The following is a 19,252-nucleotide window of genomic DNA, read 5'->3' on the forward strand; positions in this document are numbered from 1 at the left end:
AATGATAAAAAAAATTGGTGTATGTGTTGGAGCTACAAAGCCAAATAAAGTAAATTTTGTATCTGCTGAACCTCTCAGGATAGGGCAGTTTGTTATTCTTGAATATGAAGAAAATGGAGAAAAATATAAATTACTTGGAATGATACAACAACTTATAAGAGAAAATCTTTATATTTCAGATGGAAAAAGTTTTGAAGAAGCAGAAAAATTAAAAAGATTTGTCCATAACACAAATATAAAAGGAGAAATTCAGATACTTGGTAAAATTGTAGAAAATCAAAATGAGATATTTCTTGAAATACAAAGAACACCGCCGCTTCCCGGTTCTGATATATATGAAGCAGACCCTGAAATACTAAAAAAATTATTCGGAGCAAAAAATGAAAGATATATAAAAATCGGTAAATTATTGTCAGAAAAAAATGATATTCCGGTTTATATAGATATATCACAGGTTGCATTAAGACATCTTGCAATTCTTGCAATTACAGGAGCAGGTAAATCAAACACGGTTGGAGTTTTGCTAAAAAATATAGTAAATCTTGGTGGGACGGTTATTGTATTTGATTTTCACGGTGAGTATTCTAAAACAAGATTTACAAGAGATGGAAAGGAAGTTATAAATCAGATTAAACCAATAATTAATCCGGCAAAGTTAAAAATAGATGAATTTGCAAATCTTGTTGGTATAAGCTCAAAAGCCCATGTCCAGAGAAGATATTTTAGAATAGCTTTTAAAAAATTAATTGAGCAACTACAAGATGAAAAAGGTAAAGATTGGTATAACTATATAGATACAGATGATTTTATAGAAAGATTTAAATTGATATTAGAAAGTCTTGATGAAAGCGAGGAAATAAAAGGATTAAAAAAAGATTCTTTATATGAAGTAATAAATAAATTAGAAGATACCCAATCAGAACTTGGACATATTATAAAAATAGGAGAAAATCATCTTATAGAAAAAATAAAACATGGATATATAAATGTGATAGATTTTTCCGAAATAGATGAAAATGTAGCAGATGCGGTAGCTTCAAATATATTAAAAGTAGCATTAGAAGAAAGAAAAAAAGCAGTTAGACAGGAAGAATCAAAACTACCTTATCCGGTAATCGTAGTAGTAGAAGAAGCACATATTCTTGCTTCTGATAAAAGAGATACCCAATCAAAATACTATATGACAAGGATAGCAAGAGAAGGAAGAAAATTCGGTATTGGACTTACAATAGTTACCCAAAGACCAAAAGGACTTGATAAAGAAATCCTATCCCAGATGAATAATATGATAATTTTAAAATTGGTAGAGCCGGAAGACCAAAAACATGTCCAATCTGCATCTGAAGCATTATCAGCAGAACTTATGGAATATTTACCGGCATTAAATCCGGGAGAAGCAATAATTATAGGAAATATGACAAAATTACCACTTCTTATAAAGATAGATAAAGCAGAAGAAAAAATACAAGGAAATGATATAGATATTATCTCTAAATGGAAAGAAAGTTTAAAAAATGAATCCGGTAGGAGAAAAATAAACCTTGAAGATTTATAAAGATAGAAAAGAAGCAGCTAAAATATTAGCAGAAGAGCTATCAAAGCTCAATTTAGATAAAGAAAATACAGTTATTGTTGCTATACCAAGGGGAGCAGTAATTATTGCTTATGAAATTGCAAAAATATTAAAAATTCCATTTACATTTGTAATAACAAAAAAGCTTGCACCGTTATATGAACCGGAAGCGGCATTTGGAGCAATAGCATTAGATAAAACAACAGTTATAAATGAAAGATTAAAAGATTATATGAATGTATCGGATAAAGAGCTTGAAATAATTAAGGAAAAAGCATTCAATGAAGTTAAAGAAAGATTTAATAAATATTTAAATGGTAAAGAACCTGATGTAAAAGGCAAAACCGTTATAGTAGTTGATGATGGCATAGCAACCGGTTATACAGCCATTGTAGCTGCTAGATATCTTAAAAATAAAGGCGCTAATAAAGTTATTCTTGCAGTTGGAGTTTGCCCTTATGATAGTTTATTTAGATTAAAAGAAGAGTTTGATTTGGTTATCTGTCCATTAATAGAAGATACTCCGTTTTTTGCAGTAGGAGCATATTATGAAGATTTTCAACAGGTAGAAGATGATGAACTTTTTTCTATTGTAAAAAAAACAAAAGAGGAAAATCTATTTTATGAATAAAATCAGGAGGTAAAAAGATGAAGAAATATATTGCTCTATTATCTGCATTTGTAATTGGTTGTAGCACAACACAAACACAAATTCCGGAAGAAAAAAAAGCAAAGATAGAAGAAATCGGAGAAAAAAATGCTATGGTTTTACTTAAAACCTTAAAGGGAGAGCTTATTAAAGCAATGTCAGAAGGTGGAGCAGAAAATGCTTTAACAGTTTGTAATAAAAAAGCTATGGAACTAACACAGCAAGTAGAAAAAGAAACAGGCGTTCAGATGAAAAGAACAACATTTAAATATAGAAATCCGGCAAATGCACCGGATAAATACGAAAAAGAAGCCCTTGAATATTTTGAAAAATCTATAAAAGAAGGAAAATTTCCTAAGAATTATATACAGGTAGTAAATGAAAACGGAGTTCTAACTTACAGATACTATAAGCCTTTAAAAGTAGAGCCTATTTGTTTAACCTGCCATGGAGAAGTTATAGATGAAAAACTTGCGGCTAAAATAAAATCTTTATATCCAAGTGATAAAGCTACCGGTTATAAAGATGGAGATTTTAGAGGAGTAGTTAGAGTTTCTATTCCGGCAGATAAGATTCAATAATCTTCTCTAAACCGGCTTTGCCGGTTTTTCTTTTAATTAAAGTCTCAAAAAAAATATCCGAAAAATAATGTAAACCTAATAGAGGAGCAGATTTATGCTTAATTTAAAAGATATAAAAGTTAAGTTGCCTACTTTAAATTTATCTTTAAAAAAGAAAGAGTTATTGGGAGTAGAGATAGATTCAGATTATATAAGAGTAGCAGTTTTAAGAGAAGATGGAGAAGATTTAATATTAGAACCGGCACCTTTTGAGATAAAAAATATAGATGATATAGCTCAATCTATAAAGAGAAATTTAGAGCTAAAAGATATAAAAGCAAAAGATGCTGTTTTCAGTTTACCAATATCTGCAACTTTATACAAAAGCATAAAATTACCGAAAGTATCAGATAAAGAACTTCAAGATGCGGTAGAATGGAATATAAGAGAAGATATAAAAACTTTAAAGGGTAAAACTTTTTATGATTATGATGTTTTAAACGAAGAAGGTGATTTTCTTAATGTTATTGTTGTTATTGCAAAAGTAGATGATTTAGAAAGATTGGAAAATATAGCTTCACAAGCTGGATTAAACCTAAAAATAATAGATTCAGCAGCAATATCTCTACTTAATTTAGCATTACTGCAAAGAGATAAATATTATCCCCAAGAAAAAAATTTATCTGTTTTACATATAGATGAAAATGAATCTAATCTTTTATTTTCTAATAATAATTTAATTATACAACCTCTTGATTTTAATATTAAACATTATAAAGATTTATCCCCTGATGAGAAAGAAGAGGAAGTTTTAAGATTAATAAATGAGATAAATTATTTCTTTCTAACAATAACAGAACCAAAAATTATCTTTGTTTCCGGATTAGTTGGAAAATATGTAGAAATAAGAGAGTATATGCAGTTTAAATTCGGACAGAGATTTACAGTAGTAGATTTAGACCCAAGATTGTCACTTAATATAAAAGTAGACAAAGATATACCTATTACCGTTTATAACATTCCAATAAGTTTAGCTTATAGAGGTTTGACAGATGATAAAGATTAATTTAAAACCAAAAAAAGAAAGAAAAATAAAAGGTGTTCCAAAAATCAAATTAGGTGGATTACCACAATTATCACTAAAAAGTCAGATTATATATTTTGTGCCTGTAATTTTCTTAATAGGAGAAATCTCATATTTGTTTTATATAAATAAACAAATTTCAGATTTAAATACTCAAAAAGAAGAGCTTGAACAAAAGAAAACAAAACTTAATGCTTTTAAAAAGAATATTGATGACCTTTTAAGAGAAATTAATGAACAAAAAAAATTAAAAGAAGAGGTTAATTTAAGAATCGCAACAATAGAAAATTTATCTAATCAAAAAAAAGATTTTTCAAAACTGCTTGATGCTGTGGTTTATTCTTATACAGATGGAATTTGGCTAACTTCTGCTAATTTATCAATTGAAAAAAGTTCATTAAGCGGTTTTGCTTTTTCTCCGGATTATATATCTACTTATTATAGCAATTTGAATAGATATTTTGATAGCATATCTTTTTCTCAAACAGAAATGAAAGTAGCAAATGCCGGATTTCCATATTATAGCTTTAATTTTGAAATTTCAAGTTTTAAAGGGGGATTATAATCTATGGATGATTTAAAACAGCAATGGGAAAACCTTCCCCAATGGCAAAAATTATTAGTTATTTTTGGATTTTCTTTTGCATTGATATACTTAATTTATACATTATTTTTATCTGAAAAATTAGATGAAAAAAATAAATTGGCTGAGGAAGTAGGTAATTTAAGCTCAGAAATTGAAACATTAGAAAATTCAATTAAACCCGAAAATAAAATAAGACTGCAAAAACAGCTCCAGCAGATAAAAAAAGAGATAGAAGAACTTAATAATAAATTGGCCGTTCTTGAAAAAAAGATACCTTCCAAACCTGAAACCAATGAAGTTTTAGATATAATTTATAAAGATGCAAAGCAAGCAAAGCTAACTTTATCCAATTTTAAAATAGAAAAAGAAGAAGATGTATATATCAGTTATAATCAAGAAACTAAAAAAGTAGATTTTTTTGTCCCTACCGATAAAAATAAAAACCCACCTCAAAATGCTATAAAACTAAAAAAACAAGTAATCAATACATCTTTTGTTACTGATGATATGTCAAATTTATCTAAATTTATAAACATCTTATCAAAAGAAGAAAGATTTATATCAATAGAAAATATGGAAATCAAAAAAGAAGGACAGGTTTTAAAAATTAACTTATCAATTTCAACATACTACTTAGGAGAGGTTTAACAATGAAAAAAATATTCCTTTTAATTTTAATATCATCTTTTGCGATAGCTGAAGAACTTCCACCATTAAAAGAGGTTGTAGGACAAAATAAAGAACAACAGCAACAACCTCAACCTGTGCAAAATCAAAACGAAAGTAATCAATCTAAAAATCAGCAATCATCACCGGAAAAGGCAGTTATAAATCCTCCAAACGATAATATCCCAAAAGAAAATATAGAAAAATCAATATTTGAGCCAAAAGAAAATACTGTTGGTTATATTCAAACCGAAAAAGGAGAAAAATATATAATTCTTGAATCACCAGATGGAACAAAATTAATAAAAGTTAAAGAAAATCCGAAACAATTATTAAATAAAGAGATGAAAAAAAGGTAGGAGAGAAAAAATGAAGTTAATAAAATTAGGAACAATAACAGCATTATCACTGAGCTTTAGCTCCTATGCCGGAGAAAAGATTACAGCAGAATTTTTAGGAGCTAAAATAAGCACAGTAGTTGATGCTTTATCTATGGTATCTAATCAAAATATAGTTTGGGACAAAGATGCAATAGCTCAGAAAGATAAAATAGTTTCTTTAAGTATAAAAAAGCCATTAGAAATAGAAAAAGTATTAAATACCGTTCTTTTACAGAATGGATTTATAGCGGTAAAGCAGGATAATTTATATATAATCAAAGCCACTGATGAATATTTTGTTAATGTTCCACAAGAAATAACATCTACATTTGGAAAAGATATTTTTGACACGATATTGTTAAATATAAAAAGCAAAGCCTCTTCTAATGCACAGATAGATGTAGATAGAAACAGTTATTCTATATATATAAAAGATGATAAAGAAAGCATAAATAGAATAAAAAACTTTATGACAGCTTATCTGGATTATCTTAAAAAGGAAGCAGATAAAATATCAAAAATACAGCAGTCAGAAGGGAAAATAATAAAGAAAGAGTTTGATATATCTTATGAAGATTTTAAAAAGATAGAAAATAAAATTGCAGAAAATATATCACCTATTGGGAAATACAGCTATGATAAAGAGAAAAATAAATTAATCATCTTAGATACAGAAAAAAATTTATCCCAAATGGCAAATTTAGTAGCAAAATCCCAGCAAATACAGATAACTACTAAATGTTTTTATATTAGAGGATTAGAACCGGGTGAGTTAATACTGAATATAAAAGAAAATGATTTATCTCCAAATGGAGTTATAATTTATCAAGGAAAAATAATATCTAAACCACAGCAAGAGGTAGGACAATCTCAAATAGGACAAAAAACTCAGGCTGCTCAGGTAGCAACCGGTGTGGAAACATTAGTTACATCACTTCCTAAGGTATGTATATCTGATGAGCCAAAAATTATAGAAAATATAAAAAATAAATATTCTGAAATTTTGCTTACTAAACCTTATCAAATAGCTATAGAAGCAAGAATAGTACAGATAGATTCTCAAAATCTAAAAGATTTAGGAATACAATGGGGAGGACAGGCTTCAGATAACACAAATGTAATCGCAGGTACAAATTCACCAAGTCCTATAGCAAGACCTGGAGTAACTGGGTTGACAACAATAAATGGAGCCGGTGGAGCTTATGCAGTAGATTTTCCTGCATCAAGTTCTCAACCTCTTGGTGGTTTTTCTCTTGGATTTATACATGGGGGACTTAATAATTTTATAGATGTAAGACTTTCTGCTTTACAAAGAATAGGTGTTACAAAAATACTTTCAAGACCAAAAATAGTTACAATAGATGGAGAAACAGCAGAAATTACACAAGGTTATCAAGTTCCTTATACTACCGTAACTTCTGTTGGAGGAGGAGCAAGTGCTGCTTCTGTATCTTTTAAAAATGCTGTGCTTAAATTAAATGTTACTCCAAGAACTACATCAGATGGAAATATTATTATGGATATAAAGATTAATCAAGATATACCGGATTTTAAGAATTTGGTAGCCGGTAATCCACCTATACAAACAAAAACCGTAACAAGTAAAGTAGTTGCAAAAGATGGAGATACAATTGTAATAGGTGGAATACTTGAAAAAACAGAAGAAAATACTAAAAGCGGTGTTCCCGGTCTTATGAATATACCAATTCTTGGAGCATTATTTAAAGAAGAACTAAATAGAGAACAAAATACGGAATTACTTATATTTTTGAGTGCAAAAATTATTTATGAATAATTGAGTTGAAAAAAGCTAAATATTTTCTATATTTAAGATTATAAAATTTAGTTAAATGAGGGAAGATATGTATGATTTAATAATAATAGGAATGGGGCCTGGAGGATATGAAGCTGCACTGACAGCTTTAAGAAAGGGATTAAATATAGCAATTGTTGAAAAGGATAAACTTGGTGGAAATTGTTTAAATAGAGCTTGTATTCCTACAAAATATTTTAGGGTAGGTGCCCATTTTATTGAAAAAATAAAAAAATCGGAAAATTATGGAATAAAAATAAATGATTATAATTTAGATTATACAAAAGCTTGGGAGAATAAAGAGAAAGCAATCTCATTTTTAAGAAAAAGCTTAGAACAATTACTTTTGTCAAAAAAAGTTCCGGTTTATAAAGGAATAGGTAAAGTTATAGATAAAAATAAGGTTGAAGTTTTATTGAATGATGGTAGAAAAGAAATAATTGAAGGAAAATATATAATAATAGCAACCGGTTCTTATCCTGCTTCTGTTGGCAATCTTGTGCCTGATGGTAATTATATAATAACTACCGAAGATTATATGGATAAATTAACCTCTTTGCCTGAATCTGTTCTTGTTGTAGGTGCCGGAGTAGCCGGATGTGAATTATCTTATATAATGGCAAGTTATGGTGTAAATGTTTATATAGTAGAGATGATGGATAGATTATTACCTTCTAAAATAATTTCTCCTGAAATCTCCAAATATCTACTTAGAAAATTTAAAACTACAAATATAAAAACATATTTCAATACTACCATTAAAGATTTTAATATTAAAGACCAAAAAGTAGAAGTTATTTTATCAAATGATGAAAAAATAGTAGTAGATAAAATATTACTAACCATTGGGAGAAAACCAAATACAGGATTAATGGATATAATAGAAAAAGATGAAAAAGGATTTATTAAAACAGATAGTTATTTAAGAACAAATTTTGAAAATATCTATGCTATCGGTGATGTTGTAAACTCACCTATGCTTGCCCATATAGCAAGTTATGAAGCAAAAGTTGCATTACATAATATCACCGAAGAAGAAAAAATATCGGTGGATTACTCTTTAACACCCTGGGCTATATTTACTGCTTATGAGATAGCCCATATAGGTCTAAATGAAGAAGAGGCAAAAGAAAAAGGTATAGATGTTGAAAGTGGTTATTATCCATTTAGTTATAATGAAAAAGCAATAGATGAATCAGAACCGGAAGGATATGTAAGATTGTATTTTAATAAAGAAAATAAAAAAGTGATAGGTGCAGATATTGTTGGAATTGGTGCATCTGAATTAATACACCAGGTAGCCATATTTATAAAAGAAGGATATACAGCAAAAGATATTCATGAATTTATATATTTCCATCCATCTTTAAGTGAGATTTTTGCTTTTGCTACTTATGATTTGGCTGTTGGTAAATTATTTAGATAATTTTGATAATATATCTTTATTTAATTCTTCCCATTTAAAATCATCATCATTTCTGCCAAAATGTCCATAAGAAGATGTTTTTTTATAAATTGGTCTTCTCAAATCAAGAAAATCTATTATTCCATTTACGGATAAATCAAATATCTCTTTTATATATTTTGTTATATTTTTTTCTTGATATATATTTACATTTATTGAAACCGGATAATCCATCCCGATAACATAAAGCATCTCTACATTACATCTATCTGCTAATCCGGATGCTACAATATGTTTTGCTATCATTCTTGCCATATATGATGCAGACCTGTCTATCTTTGTAGGGTCTTTGCCGGAGAAAGAGCTTCCACCGGATGCAGCTGCTGTTCCATAAGCATCTGCTATTGTTTTTCTACCTGTTAATCCGGTGTCTGCCATAGGCCCGCCTATAACAAATCTTCCTATTGGATTTATTATTATTTTTGTTTTTTCATCTATATAATTTTGATACTGTAGCTTTTTGATAATTTCTTCCATTATAACTTCTTTTAACTCTTTTTCCGATACATAAGGCTCATGCTGAGCAAGAATTGTTATACTATCAACTCTTACCGGTTTTCCATCTTTATACTCAACTACAACAATGGCTTTTCCATCAGGTCTTAAAAATGGAATTATATCATCTTTCCTTAGATTATCTAATTTTTCTGTTATTGAGTTTGCAATATTACAGGCAAGGGGCATATAATTTTCGGTTTCATTTGTAGCATATCCTACAATAATACTTGTATCTCCTGCTCCACCGGAAGGTATTCCAAGAGCAAGCTCTGGGCTTTGGTCGCTTATTGAGGTAATTACTCCGGCAGTATATCCATCAAATCCATACTCTGATTTTGTATATCCTATATCTATTAATGTATTTCTGGCAATTGTAGGAATATCTGAGTAGGCAGTTGTTGATATTTCTCCTGCTACATATATTACACCGGTTGTTATTACTGCTTCTATAGATGCTCTTGTGTAAGGGTCTTGTCTAATTAAATCATCAAGTATAGCATCAGCAATAATATCTGCTATTTTATCCGGATGACCTTGGCAAACTGATTCTGCACTTTGTATTGTTATCATCTTACAAACACTCGTCGCTTAATACTGCACCTTTATTTGCAGATGTTACAAGTTTTGAATATCTTCTAAGCCATGGGCTTTTTATCTCTTTTTTCTTCGGTTTAAACTCTTTCATTCTTCTGTTAAATTCTTCTTCTGATATAAGAAGTTCTATTTTTCTATTTGGAATATCTATTAATATTTCATCTCCATCTTGAATAATACCTATTGGACCGCCTGCTGCAGCTTCCGGTGATATATGTCCTACGCATGCTCCCCTTGTTGCTCCGGAAAATCTTCCATCTGTAATAAGGGAAACTTTATCACCAAGTCCCATACCCATAAGTGTAGATGTTGGGGCAAGCATTTCCCTCATACCGGGACCACCTTTTGGACCTTCATATCTAATAACTACAATATTTCCTTCCTTAACTTTTCCGTTTGTTATTCCTTCTATTGCTTCTTCTTCACTATCAAAAACTACTGCTTTTCCTTTATGCACCATTATCTTAGGGTCAACTGCTGCTGCTTTTACAACTCCACCAAAAGGTGCTATATTTCCAAATAATACAGCTAATCCTCCGGTTTCGCTATAAGGATTATCTAAGGTTCTTATTACATTTGCATCTTTTATATCGGCGTCTTTAATTGCTTCTCCTACAGGTTTTAATAAAACAGTAGGATTATCTAAATGGATTAATCCTTTTTTAGATAGTTCTTTCATTATTGCATATATTCCACCGGCTCTGTCTAAATCTTCCATATGATAGGAAGATGCCGGAGCTAATTTGCATAAAGTTGGAGTTTTTGCAGAAATTTCATCTATTTTTTCTACAGGAAAATCTATACCGGCTTCATGGGCTATGGCAAGTAAATGTAAAACTGTATTAGATGAACCACCCATTGCAATATCTACCGTAAAAGCATTTTCTATAGCTTTTTGATTTACTATATCTTTAAATCTAAGATTAGCTTTTACAAGTTCTATTATCTGTTTTCCTGCCTGTCTTGCAAGCTCTTTTCTTCTTGGGTCTATTGCAAGTATTGAGCCATTTCCGGGAAGTGCTACTCCAAGGGCTTCTGACAAACAGTTCATTGAGTTTGCAGTAAACATTCCGGAACAGGAGCCACAGGTAGGACAGGCATGTTGTTCTATATCTTTTAATGTTTCATTATCTATTAAACCTTTTTTTATTGAGCCGACGGCTTCAAAAACGGTAGCTAAATCTATTGGTTTTCCTTCTTTGGTATGACCGGCAGCCATAGGACCGCCACTTACAAATATGGTAGGAATATTTAATCTTGCAGCTGCCATTAACATTCCGGGGACTATTTTATCGCAGTTTGGAATGCAAACAAGACCATCAAGCTTGTGTGCCTCAACAACTGTTTCAACCGAATCAGCAATTAGCTCCCTACTTGGAAGTGAATAAAACATTCCGGAATGTCCCATAGCAATACCATCATCAACACCTATAACATTAAATTCAAATGGAACTCCACCGGCTTCTCTTATTGCTTCCTTAACAATCTGTGCGAACTCTCTCAGATGAACATGACCCGGAATTATATCTATATAAGAGTTTGCAACACCTATAAATGGCTTATTAAAATCTTCCTCTGATAATCCGCAGGCTCTGAGCAAGCTTCTATGTGGGGCTCTTTCTATTCCTTTTTTTATCTCTTCACTTCTCATAATAAACTCCTATTAAAACTACACACATTATATATTTTAAGGCAAATTTTACTAATTTCAAAATTACTGATTCTTAGAAAGGAACTCTTTTATTTTTAATTCCATTAAATCTTTTAAAAATAATTTTCTTCTTTTTAATCTTTCTTCTTCTGCTTCAAGTTCAGGGTCAGGTGGAAAATGTTTCTCTAATTTGGATATTTTCCATTCAAGCTCTTTGTGCTCTTCATAAGCATGTTTAAATTCATTATCTGTTTCTAATAATTTTTGGATTGCCTCTTCTCTTGTCATAATGTTTCCTCCTTTTTTAATTTATTTTTTAAGTGCCGTGTTGCCAACTTGAAAGGTATTCTTTTTGCTCCTGCGTTAATGTATCTATTTTTATTCCCATTGCATTTAGTTTTAATCTTGCTACCTCAAAATCAAGTTCATCAGGAACTTTATAGACGGTTTTTTCTAATTTTCCGGCATTTTTATAAACATATTCTGCTGAAAGTGCTTGATTGGCAAAGGACATATCCATAACCTGTGCCGGATGCCCTTCTGCTGCTGCAAGGTTTACCAATCTTCCTTCTGAGAGTATATAAATCCTTCTACCATCTTTTAATTTATATTCTTTAACATTATCTCTTATTTCTCTTGTTTCAACAGCTATCTCTTTTAATGCAGATAAATTAATCTCTACATCAAAATGTCCTGAGTTTGAAACAATAGCCCCATCTTTCATAACTTCTAAATGATGTTTATCTATAACATTTATATTTCCGGTAACTGTTACAAAAAAATCACCTATTTTTGCTGCTTCTTCCATAGGCATAACCCTATATCCATCCATAACTGCTTCAAGAGCTTTAAGTGGGTCAACTTCTGTAATTATAACATCTGCTCCCATTCCTCTTGCTCTCATAGCAACACCTTTTCCACACCATCCATATCCTGCTACAACAAATTTAGAACCGGCAATTAATCTATTGGTAGCCCTTAATATTCCATCTATTGTTGATTGTCCTGTGCCATATCTGTTATCAAAAAGATGTTTTGTATATGCATCATTTACAGCTATTACCGGAAATCTTAAAACCCCTTCTTTTGCCATAGCTTTTAATCTAATAACGCCTGTTGTTGTTTCTTCTGTTCCACCATAAACATTATCAATTAAATCCTGTCTTTCTTTATGTAAAAGAGATATTAAATCTGCTCCATCATCCATAGTGATATTAGGCTTTTTATCCAATACCATATTAAGATGTTTATAATAAGTTTCTCTGTCTTCTCCGTGAATTGCAAAAACAGGTATATCAAAATATTTTACAAGTGCAGCTGCAACATCATCTTGGGTAGATAAAGGATTAGAAGCTGTTAGATAAACATTAGCTCCACCTGCTTTTAATGTTATCATCAAATTAGCAGTTTCGGTAGTAACATGCAAACAAGCTCCTATGACTAAATCTTTCAAAGGTTTTTCTTTTTCAAATCTTTCTCTTATCTGTCTTAAAACAGGCATATCCTGCTCAGCCCATTCTATTCTGAGCTTTCCTTTTTCTGCTAAGGACAAATCCTTTACATGGTAATCCATTTTCACCTCTTTTTTGAAAATTTGAAATATTTTAACATAAAGTTATGATGTGCAGAAATATAAAAAATGAGGCTGTTTAAAAATTCGTTAATGTTTGATACACTAAAGGTTAATCAACTCATTGAATTTTTGTATATTATTTGTTATTATTTATAAACCTTGGGATATAATTATGGTTAAAATTTTATCAGCTTAGAGATTTAAAGTGTTAGATTTTGGTAAAGCTACATTTTATTTTTTGGATAATGTAATAAAAAAGAGGCCTTATATTCAACCTGAATGGATAGAAAGAGCAAGAAATGGTGATATAGTTTTAAAGAAATACAACCGGATGGCAGAATAAAAGTTTGGGTATTTATTGAAGAAAAAGATAAATATTTAAGAGTTGTTTTTTTAGAAGATGGAGAGACAGTTCATAATGCATTTTTTGATAGAGGTTTTCATAGGAGGAAGCAATGAAATTTAAATATTATCCGGAAACAGATACTCTTTATATAGAAACAAAAGATGTTCAAAGTGTTGAATCAGAGGAAATATTAGAAGGTATAGTTTTAGATTATGACGAAGATGGTAATATAGTAGGTATAGAGATAGAAGGGATTAAAAACTTAAAGAATTTAGATTTGCCAATAAAAGCAAAGTTTGAATTATATCAATCTTCTAAATAAGATAAAAATCAAAAAAATTATTAAAGAATTTAACACAACAGATGATAAAATATAAATATGTGTAATAGAGGAAGACGAAGAAATTATAGATACGATACATTGGGACAGATATACGAAATTATGGATATGGATAGATGACGGTATTGAATTATTATTAAATTAAAAATGGTGGTGAGTTATTGAAAAAATTAGCAGTTATAAGTTTAGGTTGTCCTAAGAATTTGGTTGATACGGAAAATATACTCGGAGCAGTAGATAAAGAGAAAATAAAGTTTGTATCTAATCCGGAAGAAGCTGATATTATACTTATTAATACCTGTGGTTTTATAGAGCCGGCAAAAGAAGAATCAATAAATACAATATTTGAAGCAATATCTTTAAAAGAAAAATCAGATAAAAAGATAGTTGTAACCGGTTGCTTAGTAGAAAGATATAAAGAAGAACTGAAAAAACAGATTCCGGAAGTTGATTTATTTATAGATTTAAAAGAAGAAAATAATATCCCAAATATTTTACAGATTGAAACGAAAGAGAAAAAAAGAGTATTAACAACGCCAAAACATCTTGCATATTTAAAAATATCAGAAGGTTGCGACCATACCTGTGCTTTCTGTGCCATTCCTTTAATAAGAGGAAAACATAGAAGTTTTCCAATACAAAAATTGGTAGATGAAGCAAAATATCTTGTTGATTTAGGAGTAAAGGAGCTAAATATTGTTTCACAAGATACATCTTATTATGGATATGATATTTATGGCAAACAGGCTTTATGGGATTTAATAAAAGAGCTTGAAAAAATAAATGATTTAAAATGGATTAGGTTGTACTACCTTTATCCAACTACCGTAAATGAAGATTTTATAAAAAATATGGCAGAAAGCGAAAAAGTGGTTAAATATATAGAGATGCCTATCCAACATACAGAAGATAATATATTAAAAGATATGATGAGAGGATACAGAAAGAAAAAGATAGAGCAGATATTAAACTGGAAAGATAAATATCTACCGGATATGGCTATAAGAACATCTGTTATTGTTGGATTTCCAACAGAGACAGAAAAAGATTTTGAAAATATGAAAAATTTTATAAAAGACGCTAAATTTGATTGGCTTGGGGTATTTAGTTATTCCCACGAAGAAGGAACGCCGGCTTATAACCAATTTAAAGATAAAATACCTAAAAAAGAAAAAATAAGAAGATTAAATGAGCTAATAGCTATTCAAGAAGATATAACAGAAGAAAAAAATAAAGAGTTAATCGGAAAAGAGATAGAGGTTTTGATAGATGGATTTTCTGAGGAATGGGAAACATTGCCTATTGGAAGAAGTTATAAATCTGCTTATGAAATAGATGGAATAATATACTTAGAAACAACAGAGCCTCTAAAAGTAGGAGATTTTGTAAAAGTAAAAATAAAAGATACCGTAGATAAATATGATTTATTAGGAGAAGTGGTTTGAGAAAGATAAAAGATTTAAGAGCCGTTGAGCTAAAAGGAGATTATATCTCTGTAATAAATCAGCTTAAATTACCTCACCAATTGGAATATCTTGATTTAAAAACATTGGAAGATGTGGAAAAAGCAATAAAGGATATGGTAGTGAGGGGAGCACCTTTAATAGGTATTGTGGCAGCTTATGGTTTTGCAATAGGGATTAAACAATATCCTGACAAACCGGAATATGTATATGAAAAACTTAAAAATACAAGACCTACTGCTGTAAATCTATTTTGGGCTTTAAACAGAATGATGGATAAATATAATAGATTAAAAGATAAAGATAAAGAAACATTGATAGCCGAACTTTTTAAAGAAGCAGAAAGGATAGAAATTGGAGATTACCATGCAAACAAATCAATCGGTGGTTATGGAGAGGTATTAATTCCAAAAAAAGCAAATATATTAACCCATTGCAATACCGGTGCATTGGCAACAGGTGGATGGGGAACAGCCCTTGGAGTTATAAGGTCTGCATTTGAAAATGAAAAAGATATAACAGTTTTCGTAGATGAAACAAGACCTTATCTGCAAGGTTCAAGATTAACTGCTTGGGAGCTTGATTATGAAGGAATACCTCATTATATTATTACAGATTCATCTGCCGGTTTTTTAATTTCTAAAAAAATGATAGATGTAATAATCATAGGAGCAGATAGAATAACATTAAATGGAGATGTGGCAAATAAAATAGGAAGTTATACATTATCAGTTTTGGCAAAATATCATAATATACCGTTTTATGTGGCAGCACCTACTTCAACATTTGATTTAAATACATTAAAAGGTGAAGATATACCGATAGAGCAAAGGTCTGAAAATGAAGTAAAATATTGCGGTGGTTGTAAAGTAGCACCTGAAAATTCAAAAGTTATAAATTATTCATTTGATATAGTTCCTGCATCTAATATAACAGCAATAATAACCGAAAAAGGAATAATACAAAATCCGGATAAAGAAAAGATTTTAAAATTTTTCAACAAAAGGAGCTTGCTATGAATGTAGTAGCAATAGGAGGAGGAACAGGATTATCATCACTACTTAGAGGGATAAAACATCTTGTTCCGGATATTATAACAAATTTATCAGCAATTGTTACCGTTTCTGATAACGGAGGAAGCTCTGGAATATTAAGAGAGCAACTTAATATACCTGCTCCAGGAGATGTGAGAAACTGTATAACTGCATTGGCAGAAGATGAAGATATACTTACAAAAATTATGCAGTATAGATTTGAAGAGGGAGAAGGTTTAAAAGGGCATAGTTTTGGAAATCTTTTTTTAACGGTTTTAACAAAAATAACAGGAGATTTTTTAGAAGCAGTAGAGATAACATCAAAAATCTTAAAAATAAAAGGTGAAATTGTTCCTTCTACAGATAAATTAGTTCATCTTGTAGCAGAATTTAGTGATGGAAATATAATAGAAGGAGAAGTTCAGATAACAGAGTATGGAAAAAATTTAAAAGGAAAAATAAAAAAAATATGGCTCAAACCTGATAATGTTAATGCTCCTGAAAAAGCTATATCTAAAATTTTAAATGCAGATTTTATTATACTTGGTCCGGGCAGTTTATATACAAGCATTGTGCCAAATTTATTAATAAAAGATATAAAAGAAGCTATTTTAAATTCATATGCTTATAAAATATATATATGCAATGTTATGACCCAATATGGTGAAACAGATGATTTTACAGCTTCAGACCATGTAAAAGTTTTAAATAAGATATTAACCGGTGATGAAAATAAAACTATTTTAGATGCAATAATTTTAAATACAACAATCCCACCTGATGAACTTTTGAAAAAATACCTTAAAGAAAATGCTGAACCGGTTGTTGCAGATGCTGGAAATTTATCAAGGATGGGACTAACAGTTTATGCAGAAGATTTATTAGATAAGGGTGATTATGTAAGACATAACCCTGAAAAATTGGCAAATGTATTGAAAAATATATTTGAGCAATATCTTGTGGAAAAATGAGATATTTTTTAAATTTTGATACAACAGATATACAGACCTTAAAGACAGACACAATAATAGTAGGTGCCGGTATAGCCGGATTATCTGCGGCTTTACAACTTACTAATCTCGGTATAAAACCGATAGTTATATCTAAAAAAAATGTTGGAAAATCAAACTCTTTTTGGGCACAAGGTGGTATAGCTGCAGCAATTGGTAAAGATGATAATACCAATTTACATTTTCAGGATACATTAAAAGCCGGTAAAGGTTTATGCATAGAAGAAAATGTAAGAATATTAGTAGAAGAAGGTTTAGAAAGGGTAATAGATTTAATAAATATCGGAGTTCCTTTTGATAAAGATAAAGATGGATATATAAAATTAACAAAAGAAGGAGCCCATTCTAAAAACAGAGTTTTGCATGTAAAAGATAAAACAGGCTACGAAATAGGTAAAACATTAATAAATTTATTAAAAACAAGAGAAATAACTTTACTTGATAATTACTATCTTGAAGAGATACTAACAGAAGATAACAGATTTATAGGAGTTATAATAACTAATTGTAATGAAAAGATTTTAATAAAAGCAAAATCAATAATAATAGCTACCGGTGGATATAGTGGTTTATTTAAAAGAAATACTGCGGCATATAAAGTATCCGGAGACATCATATCAGCGGCTTTTAGGGCAGGATGTATATTAAAAGATATGGAATTTATACAATTTCATCCTACAGCTATAAATCTTCCGGAAAAACCTGCATGGCTTATATCGGAAGCAGTAAGAGGGGAAGGAGCAATTTTGATAGATGAAGAAGGAAAAAGATTTATAGATGAGTTAAAACCAAGAGATGAAGTAGCTAAAGCAATCTTTCAAAAAGAGCTGGAAGGGAAAAAAGTATATTTAGATATATCTCCTTTACTGAAAAAAGGTATTGATTTTAAGGAAAGATTTCCAAATGTTTTTAATATCTTAAAAGAGTTTGGATTAGAAAATGAAACAAAAATACCGGTTAGCCCTGCCGCCCATTATTCCATAGGAGGTATCCAAGCCTCAATAAACGGAAAAACAGATATAGATGGCATATTTGCAATTGGAGAGTCATCATGCACAGGTGTCCACGGAGCAAATAGATTAGCAAGCAATTCATTACTTGAATGTATTGTATCCGGATATAAAGTAGCTTATACTATATATCAATACAATATGTATAGGCATATAAAAGAAGATATAAAGATAAAAAATATCATAAAAGGTGATAAAATAGAAAAACCTGAAAGAGAAAAGATTTTAGATAGATTGAAAGATATAATGTGGAAAAAGGTTGGATTAATAAGGTCTGAAAAATCATTAAAAGAAGCATTAGAAGAAGTATTATCAATTAGAGATCATTTAAATAGATTTGAAAATGGAAGATATTTAAAAGATTTAATAAATTTATCTCAGGCAATAATAATATCTGCATTAAATAGAAAAGAGAGTAGAGGCGTTCATTATAGAGAAGATTATCCGACAGAAGATAATAATTATAAGAAACATACCATTTTGGATAATAGATTTAATATTAAATTAGTATAGAATATATGTTATTATGGTATGCAGAAATATATAAAAATATCAAAAAATGAACAAAAATTCATATATCCCTGCATTTAAACCATTACACTAATTACTAATCCCTGTCGGCATAGATAATGTTTCTACGCAGAACAGGTTTGCATTTTAAGTAATTCTTAAGTAATTTTTACAATTACTTACTTTAATAAGCCCTTGCAAATATTGATGCAAGGAATAATTATCATCGCCATTGCAATTGGCATTTGCATATTCATTTTTTACAATATATAATATAATTAATTATTCTTAAATGTCAAGTTTTTTGTATGTTTTTAATTATTATTTACAAAATATATAATTAAGGATAGCTAAATAGCGCCTGCCGGTTATGGCTATCCTTAAACGGCGCGATAAAAATAGCCGGCACTTCTGAGGTTTTTTGCCTTAGAAGGTAAGAAGGTTTTA

The 19,252-nt window shown here is 29.9% G+C and carries 19 protein-coding genes; 15 read left to right on the forward strand and 4 right to left on the reverse strand.

Translation table 11 applies throughout. The features are described 5' to 3' along the window. Nucleotide 1 precedes the first annotated feature (1 nt). The 9 genes from QOR43_RS01960 (at nt 2) to lpdA (ending at nt 8,737) form a co-directional block, all read left to right on the forward strand. The gene (locus QOR43_RS01960; RefSeq protein WP_265133914.1) at nt 2-1,555 is read left to right on the forward strand and encodes a helicase HerA domain-containing protein; all 1,554 of its coding nucleotides are present in this window, start codon (nt 2-4) and stop codon (nt 1,553-1,555) included. Continuing rightward, nucleotides 1,542-2,204 carry a phosphoribosyltransferase gene (locus QOR43_RS01965; protein ID WP_265133915.1) on the forward strand — a complete coding sequence of 221 codons (663 nt, stop codon included), beginning with the start codon at nt 1,542-1,544 and terminating at the stop codon, nt 2,202-2,204. The genes QOR43_RS01960 and QOR43_RS01965 overlap by 14 nt, the downstream gene beginning before the upstream one ends. Nucleotides 2,205-2,221: 17 nt before the next feature. Continuing rightward, complete coding sequence (locus QOR43_RS01970; RefSeq protein ID WP_265133916.1) at nt 2,222-2,803, forward strand: Tll0287-like domain-containing protein; 582 nt, start codon at nt 2,222-2,224, stop codon at nt 2,801-2,803. A 94-nt stretch (nt 2,804-2,897) separates the two neighbouring features. Beyond that, entirely contained in the window at nt 2,898-3,848 is a 951-nt protein-coding gene (gene pilM / locus QOR43_RS01975) for a type IV pilus biogenesis protein PilM (RefSeq protein ID WP_265133917.1), read from the forward strand. Beyond that, nucleotides 3,835-4,431, forward strand: a complete 597-nt coding sequence (locus tag QOR43_RS01980; RefSeq protein WP_265133918.1) for a PilN domain-containing protein — start codon at nt 3,835-3,837, stop codon at nt 4,429-4,431. Before pilM ends, QOR43_RS01980 begins: the two co-directional genes overlap by 14 nt. Before the next feature lie 3 nt (nt 4,432-4,434). Further along, nucleotides 4,435-5,100 (forward strand): type 4a pilus biogenesis protein PilO, encoded by a 666-nt coding sequence (pilO, locus tag QOR43_RS01985; protein ID WP_265133919.1) that lies wholly within the window; start codon nt 4,435-4,437, stop codon nt 5,098-5,100. A 2-nt stretch (nt 5,101-5,102) separates the two neighbouring features. Further along, the gene (locus QOR43_RS01990) at nt 5,103-5,477 is read left to right on the forward strand and encodes a hypothetical protein (protein ID WP_265133920.1); all 375 of its coding nucleotides are present in this window, start codon (nt 5,103-5,105) and stop codon (nt 5,475-5,477) included. Nucleotides 5,478-5,487: 10 nt separating this feature from the next. Further along, a complete protein-coding gene (locus QOR43_RS01995; protein ID WP_265133921.1) occupies nt 5,488-7,293 on the forward strand; it encodes a pilus assembly protein PilQ in 1,806 nt (601 codons plus the stop codon). 67 nt (nt 7,294-7,360) lie between these two features. Then, a complete protein-coding gene (lpdA, locus tag QOR43_RS02000) occupies nt 7,361-8,737 on the forward strand; it encodes a dihydrolipoyl dehydrogenase (RefSeq protein ID WP_265133922.1) in 1,377 nt (458 codons plus the stop codon). On the opposite strand, the gene metK is transcribed toward lpdA, so the two are convergent. From metK to ahcY, 4 genes are all read right to left on the reverse strand, one after another. Beyond that, on the reverse strand, nt 8,726-9,844 hold the full coding sequence (gene metK / locus QOR43_RS02005; protein ID WP_265133923.1) for a methionine adenosyltransferase: 1,119 nt from the start codon (nt 9,842-9,844) through the stop codon (nt 8,726-8,728). The two genes, lpdA and metK, sit on opposite strands and share 12 nt — an antisense overlap. A 1-nt stretch (nt 9,845) precedes the next feature. Then, nucleotides 9,846-11,519 carry a dihydroxy-acid dehydratase gene (gene ilvD, locus QOR43_RS02010; RefSeq protein WP_265133924.1) on the reverse strand — a complete coding sequence of 558 codons (1,674 nt, stop codon included), beginning with the start codon at nt 11,517-11,519 and terminating at the stop codon, nt 9,846-9,848. A 63-nt stretch (nt 11,520-11,582) separates the two neighbouring features. Next, nucleotides 11,583-11,807, reverse strand: coding sequence for a DUF465 domain-containing protein (locus tag QOR43_RS02015; protein WP_265133925.1), 225 nt, complete (start codon nt 11,805-11,807; stop codon nt 11,583-11,585). A 28-nt stretch (nt 11,808-11,835) separates the two neighbouring features. Next, nucleotides 11,836-13,092 carry an adenosylhomocysteinase gene (gene ahcY / locus QOR43_RS02020; protein WP_265133926.1) on the reverse strand — a complete coding sequence of 419 codons (1,257 nt, stop codon included), beginning with the start codon at nt 13,090-13,092 and terminating at the stop codon, nt 11,836-11,838. A 205-nt stretch (nt 13,093-13,297) separates the two neighbouring features. Here ahcY and QOR43_RS08595 point away from each other — a divergent pair, with 205 nt between their 5' ends. The 6 genes from QOR43_RS08595 (at nt 13,298) to nadB (ending at nt 18,808) form a co-directional block, all read left to right on the forward strand. Further along, nucleotides 13,298-13,435: a hypothetical protein gene (locus tag QOR43_RS08595; protein ID WP_265133927.1), complete on the forward strand. Its 138-nt coding sequence runs from the start codon at nt 13,298-13,300 to the stop codon at nt 13,433-13,435. Between the two features lie 112 nt (nt 13,436-13,547). Further along, nucleotides 13,548-13,760: a DUF2283 domain-containing protein gene (locus tag QOR43_RS02030; protein ID WP_265133928.1), complete on the forward strand. Its 213-nt coding sequence runs from the start codon at nt 13,548-13,550 to the stop codon at nt 13,758-13,760. A 179-nt stretch (nt 13,761-13,939) separates the two neighbouring features. Beyond that, complete coding sequence (gene rimO / locus QOR43_RS02035; protein WP_265133929.1) at nt 13,940-15,223, forward strand: 30S ribosomal protein S12 methylthiotransferase RimO; 1,284 nt, start codon at nt 13,940-13,942, stop codon at nt 15,221-15,223. Continuing rightward, entirely contained in the window at nt 15,220-16,260 is a 1,041-nt protein-coding gene (mtnA, locus tag QOR43_RS02040; protein WP_265133930.1) for an S-methyl-5-thioribose-1-phosphate isomerase, read from the forward strand. Before rimO ends, mtnA begins: the two co-directional genes overlap by 4 nt. Continuing rightward, the gene (locus tag QOR43_RS02045) at nt 16,257-17,246 is read left to right on the forward strand and encodes a gluconeogenesis factor YvcK family protein (RefSeq protein ID WP_265133931.1); all 990 of its coding nucleotides are present in this window, start codon (nt 16,257-16,259) and stop codon (nt 17,244-17,246) included. Before mtnA ends, QOR43_RS02045 begins: the two co-directional genes overlap by 4 nt. Then, nucleotides 17,243-18,808, forward strand: a complete 1,566-nt coding sequence (gene nadB / locus QOR43_RS02050; RefSeq protein ID WP_265133932.1) for an L-aspartate oxidase — start codon at nt 17,243-17,245, stop codon at nt 18,806-18,808. The genes QOR43_RS02045 and nadB overlap by 4 nt, the downstream gene beginning before the upstream one ends. Nucleotides 18,809-19,252 lie beyond the last annotated feature (444 nt).

Origin of the sequence: Venenivibrio stagnispumantis, assembly GCF_900182795.1 — a bacterium.
GTDB lineage: Bacteria > Aquificota > Aquificia > Aquificales > Hydrogenothermaceae > Venenivibrio > Venenivibrio stagnispumantis.

What these genes read in the sequence shown, in the direction of transcription:
- QOR43_RS01960 (WP_265133914.1), top strand. Translation starts at nt 2, where the DNA reads ATGATAAAAAAAATTGGTGTATGTGTTGGAGCTACAAAGCCAAATAAA.
- QOR43_RS01970 (WP_265133916.1), top strand. Translation starts at nt 2,222, where the DNA reads ATGAAGAAATATATTGCTCTATTATCTGCATTTGTAATTGGTTGTAGC.
- pilM (WP_265133917.1), top strand. Translation starts at nt 2,898, where the DNA reads ATGCTTAATTTAAAAGATATAAAAGTTAAGTTGCCTACTTTAAATTTA.
- QOR43_RS01980 (WP_265133918.1), top strand. Translation starts at nt 3,835, where the DNA reads ATGATAAAGATTAATTTAAAACCAAAAAAAGAAAGAAAAATAAAAGGT.
- pilO (WP_265133919.1), top strand. Translation starts at nt 4,435, where the DNA reads ATGGATGATTTAAAACAGCAATGGGAAAACCTTCCCCAATGGCAAAAA.
- QOR43_RS01990 (WP_265133920.1), top strand. Translation starts at nt 5,103, where the DNA reads ATGAAAAAAATATTCCTTTTAATTTTAATATCATCTTTTGCGATAGCT.
- QOR43_RS01995 (WP_265133921.1), top strand. Translation starts at nt 5,488, where the DNA reads ATGAAGTTAATAAAATTAGGAACAATAACAGCATTATCACTGAGCTTT.
- lpdA (WP_265133922.1), top strand. Translation starts at nt 7,361, where the DNA reads ATGTATGATTTAATAATAATAGGAATGGGGCCTGGAGGATATGAAGCT.
- metK (WP_265133923.1), bottom strand. Translation starts at nt 9,844, where the DNA reads ATGATAACAATACAAAGTGCAGAATCAGTTTGCCAAGGTCATCCGGAT.
- ilvD (WP_265133924.1), bottom strand. Translation starts at nt 11,519, where the DNA reads ATGAGAAGTGAAGAGATAAAAAAAGGAATAGAAAGAGCCCCACATAGA.
- QOR43_RS02015 (WP_265133925.1), bottom strand. Translation starts at nt 11,807, where the DNA reads ATGACAAGAGAAGAGGCAATCCAAAAATTATTAGAAACAGATAATGAA.
- ahcY (WP_265133926.1), bottom strand. Translation starts at nt 13,092, where the DNA reads ATGGATTACCATGTAAAGGATTTGTCCTTAGCAGAAAAAGGAAAGCTC.
- QOR43_RS02030 (WP_265133928.1), top strand. Translation starts at nt 13,548, where the DNA reads ATGAAATTTAAATATTATCCGGAAACAGATACTCTTTATATAGAAACA.
- QOR43_RS02045 (WP_265133931.1), top strand. Translation starts at nt 16,257, where the DNA reads ATGAATGTAGTAGCAATAGGAGGAGGAACAGGATTATCATCACTACTT.
- nadB (WP_265133932.1), top strand. Translation starts at nt 17,243, where the DNA reads ATGAGATATTTTTTAAATTTTGATACAACAGATATACAGACCTTAAAG.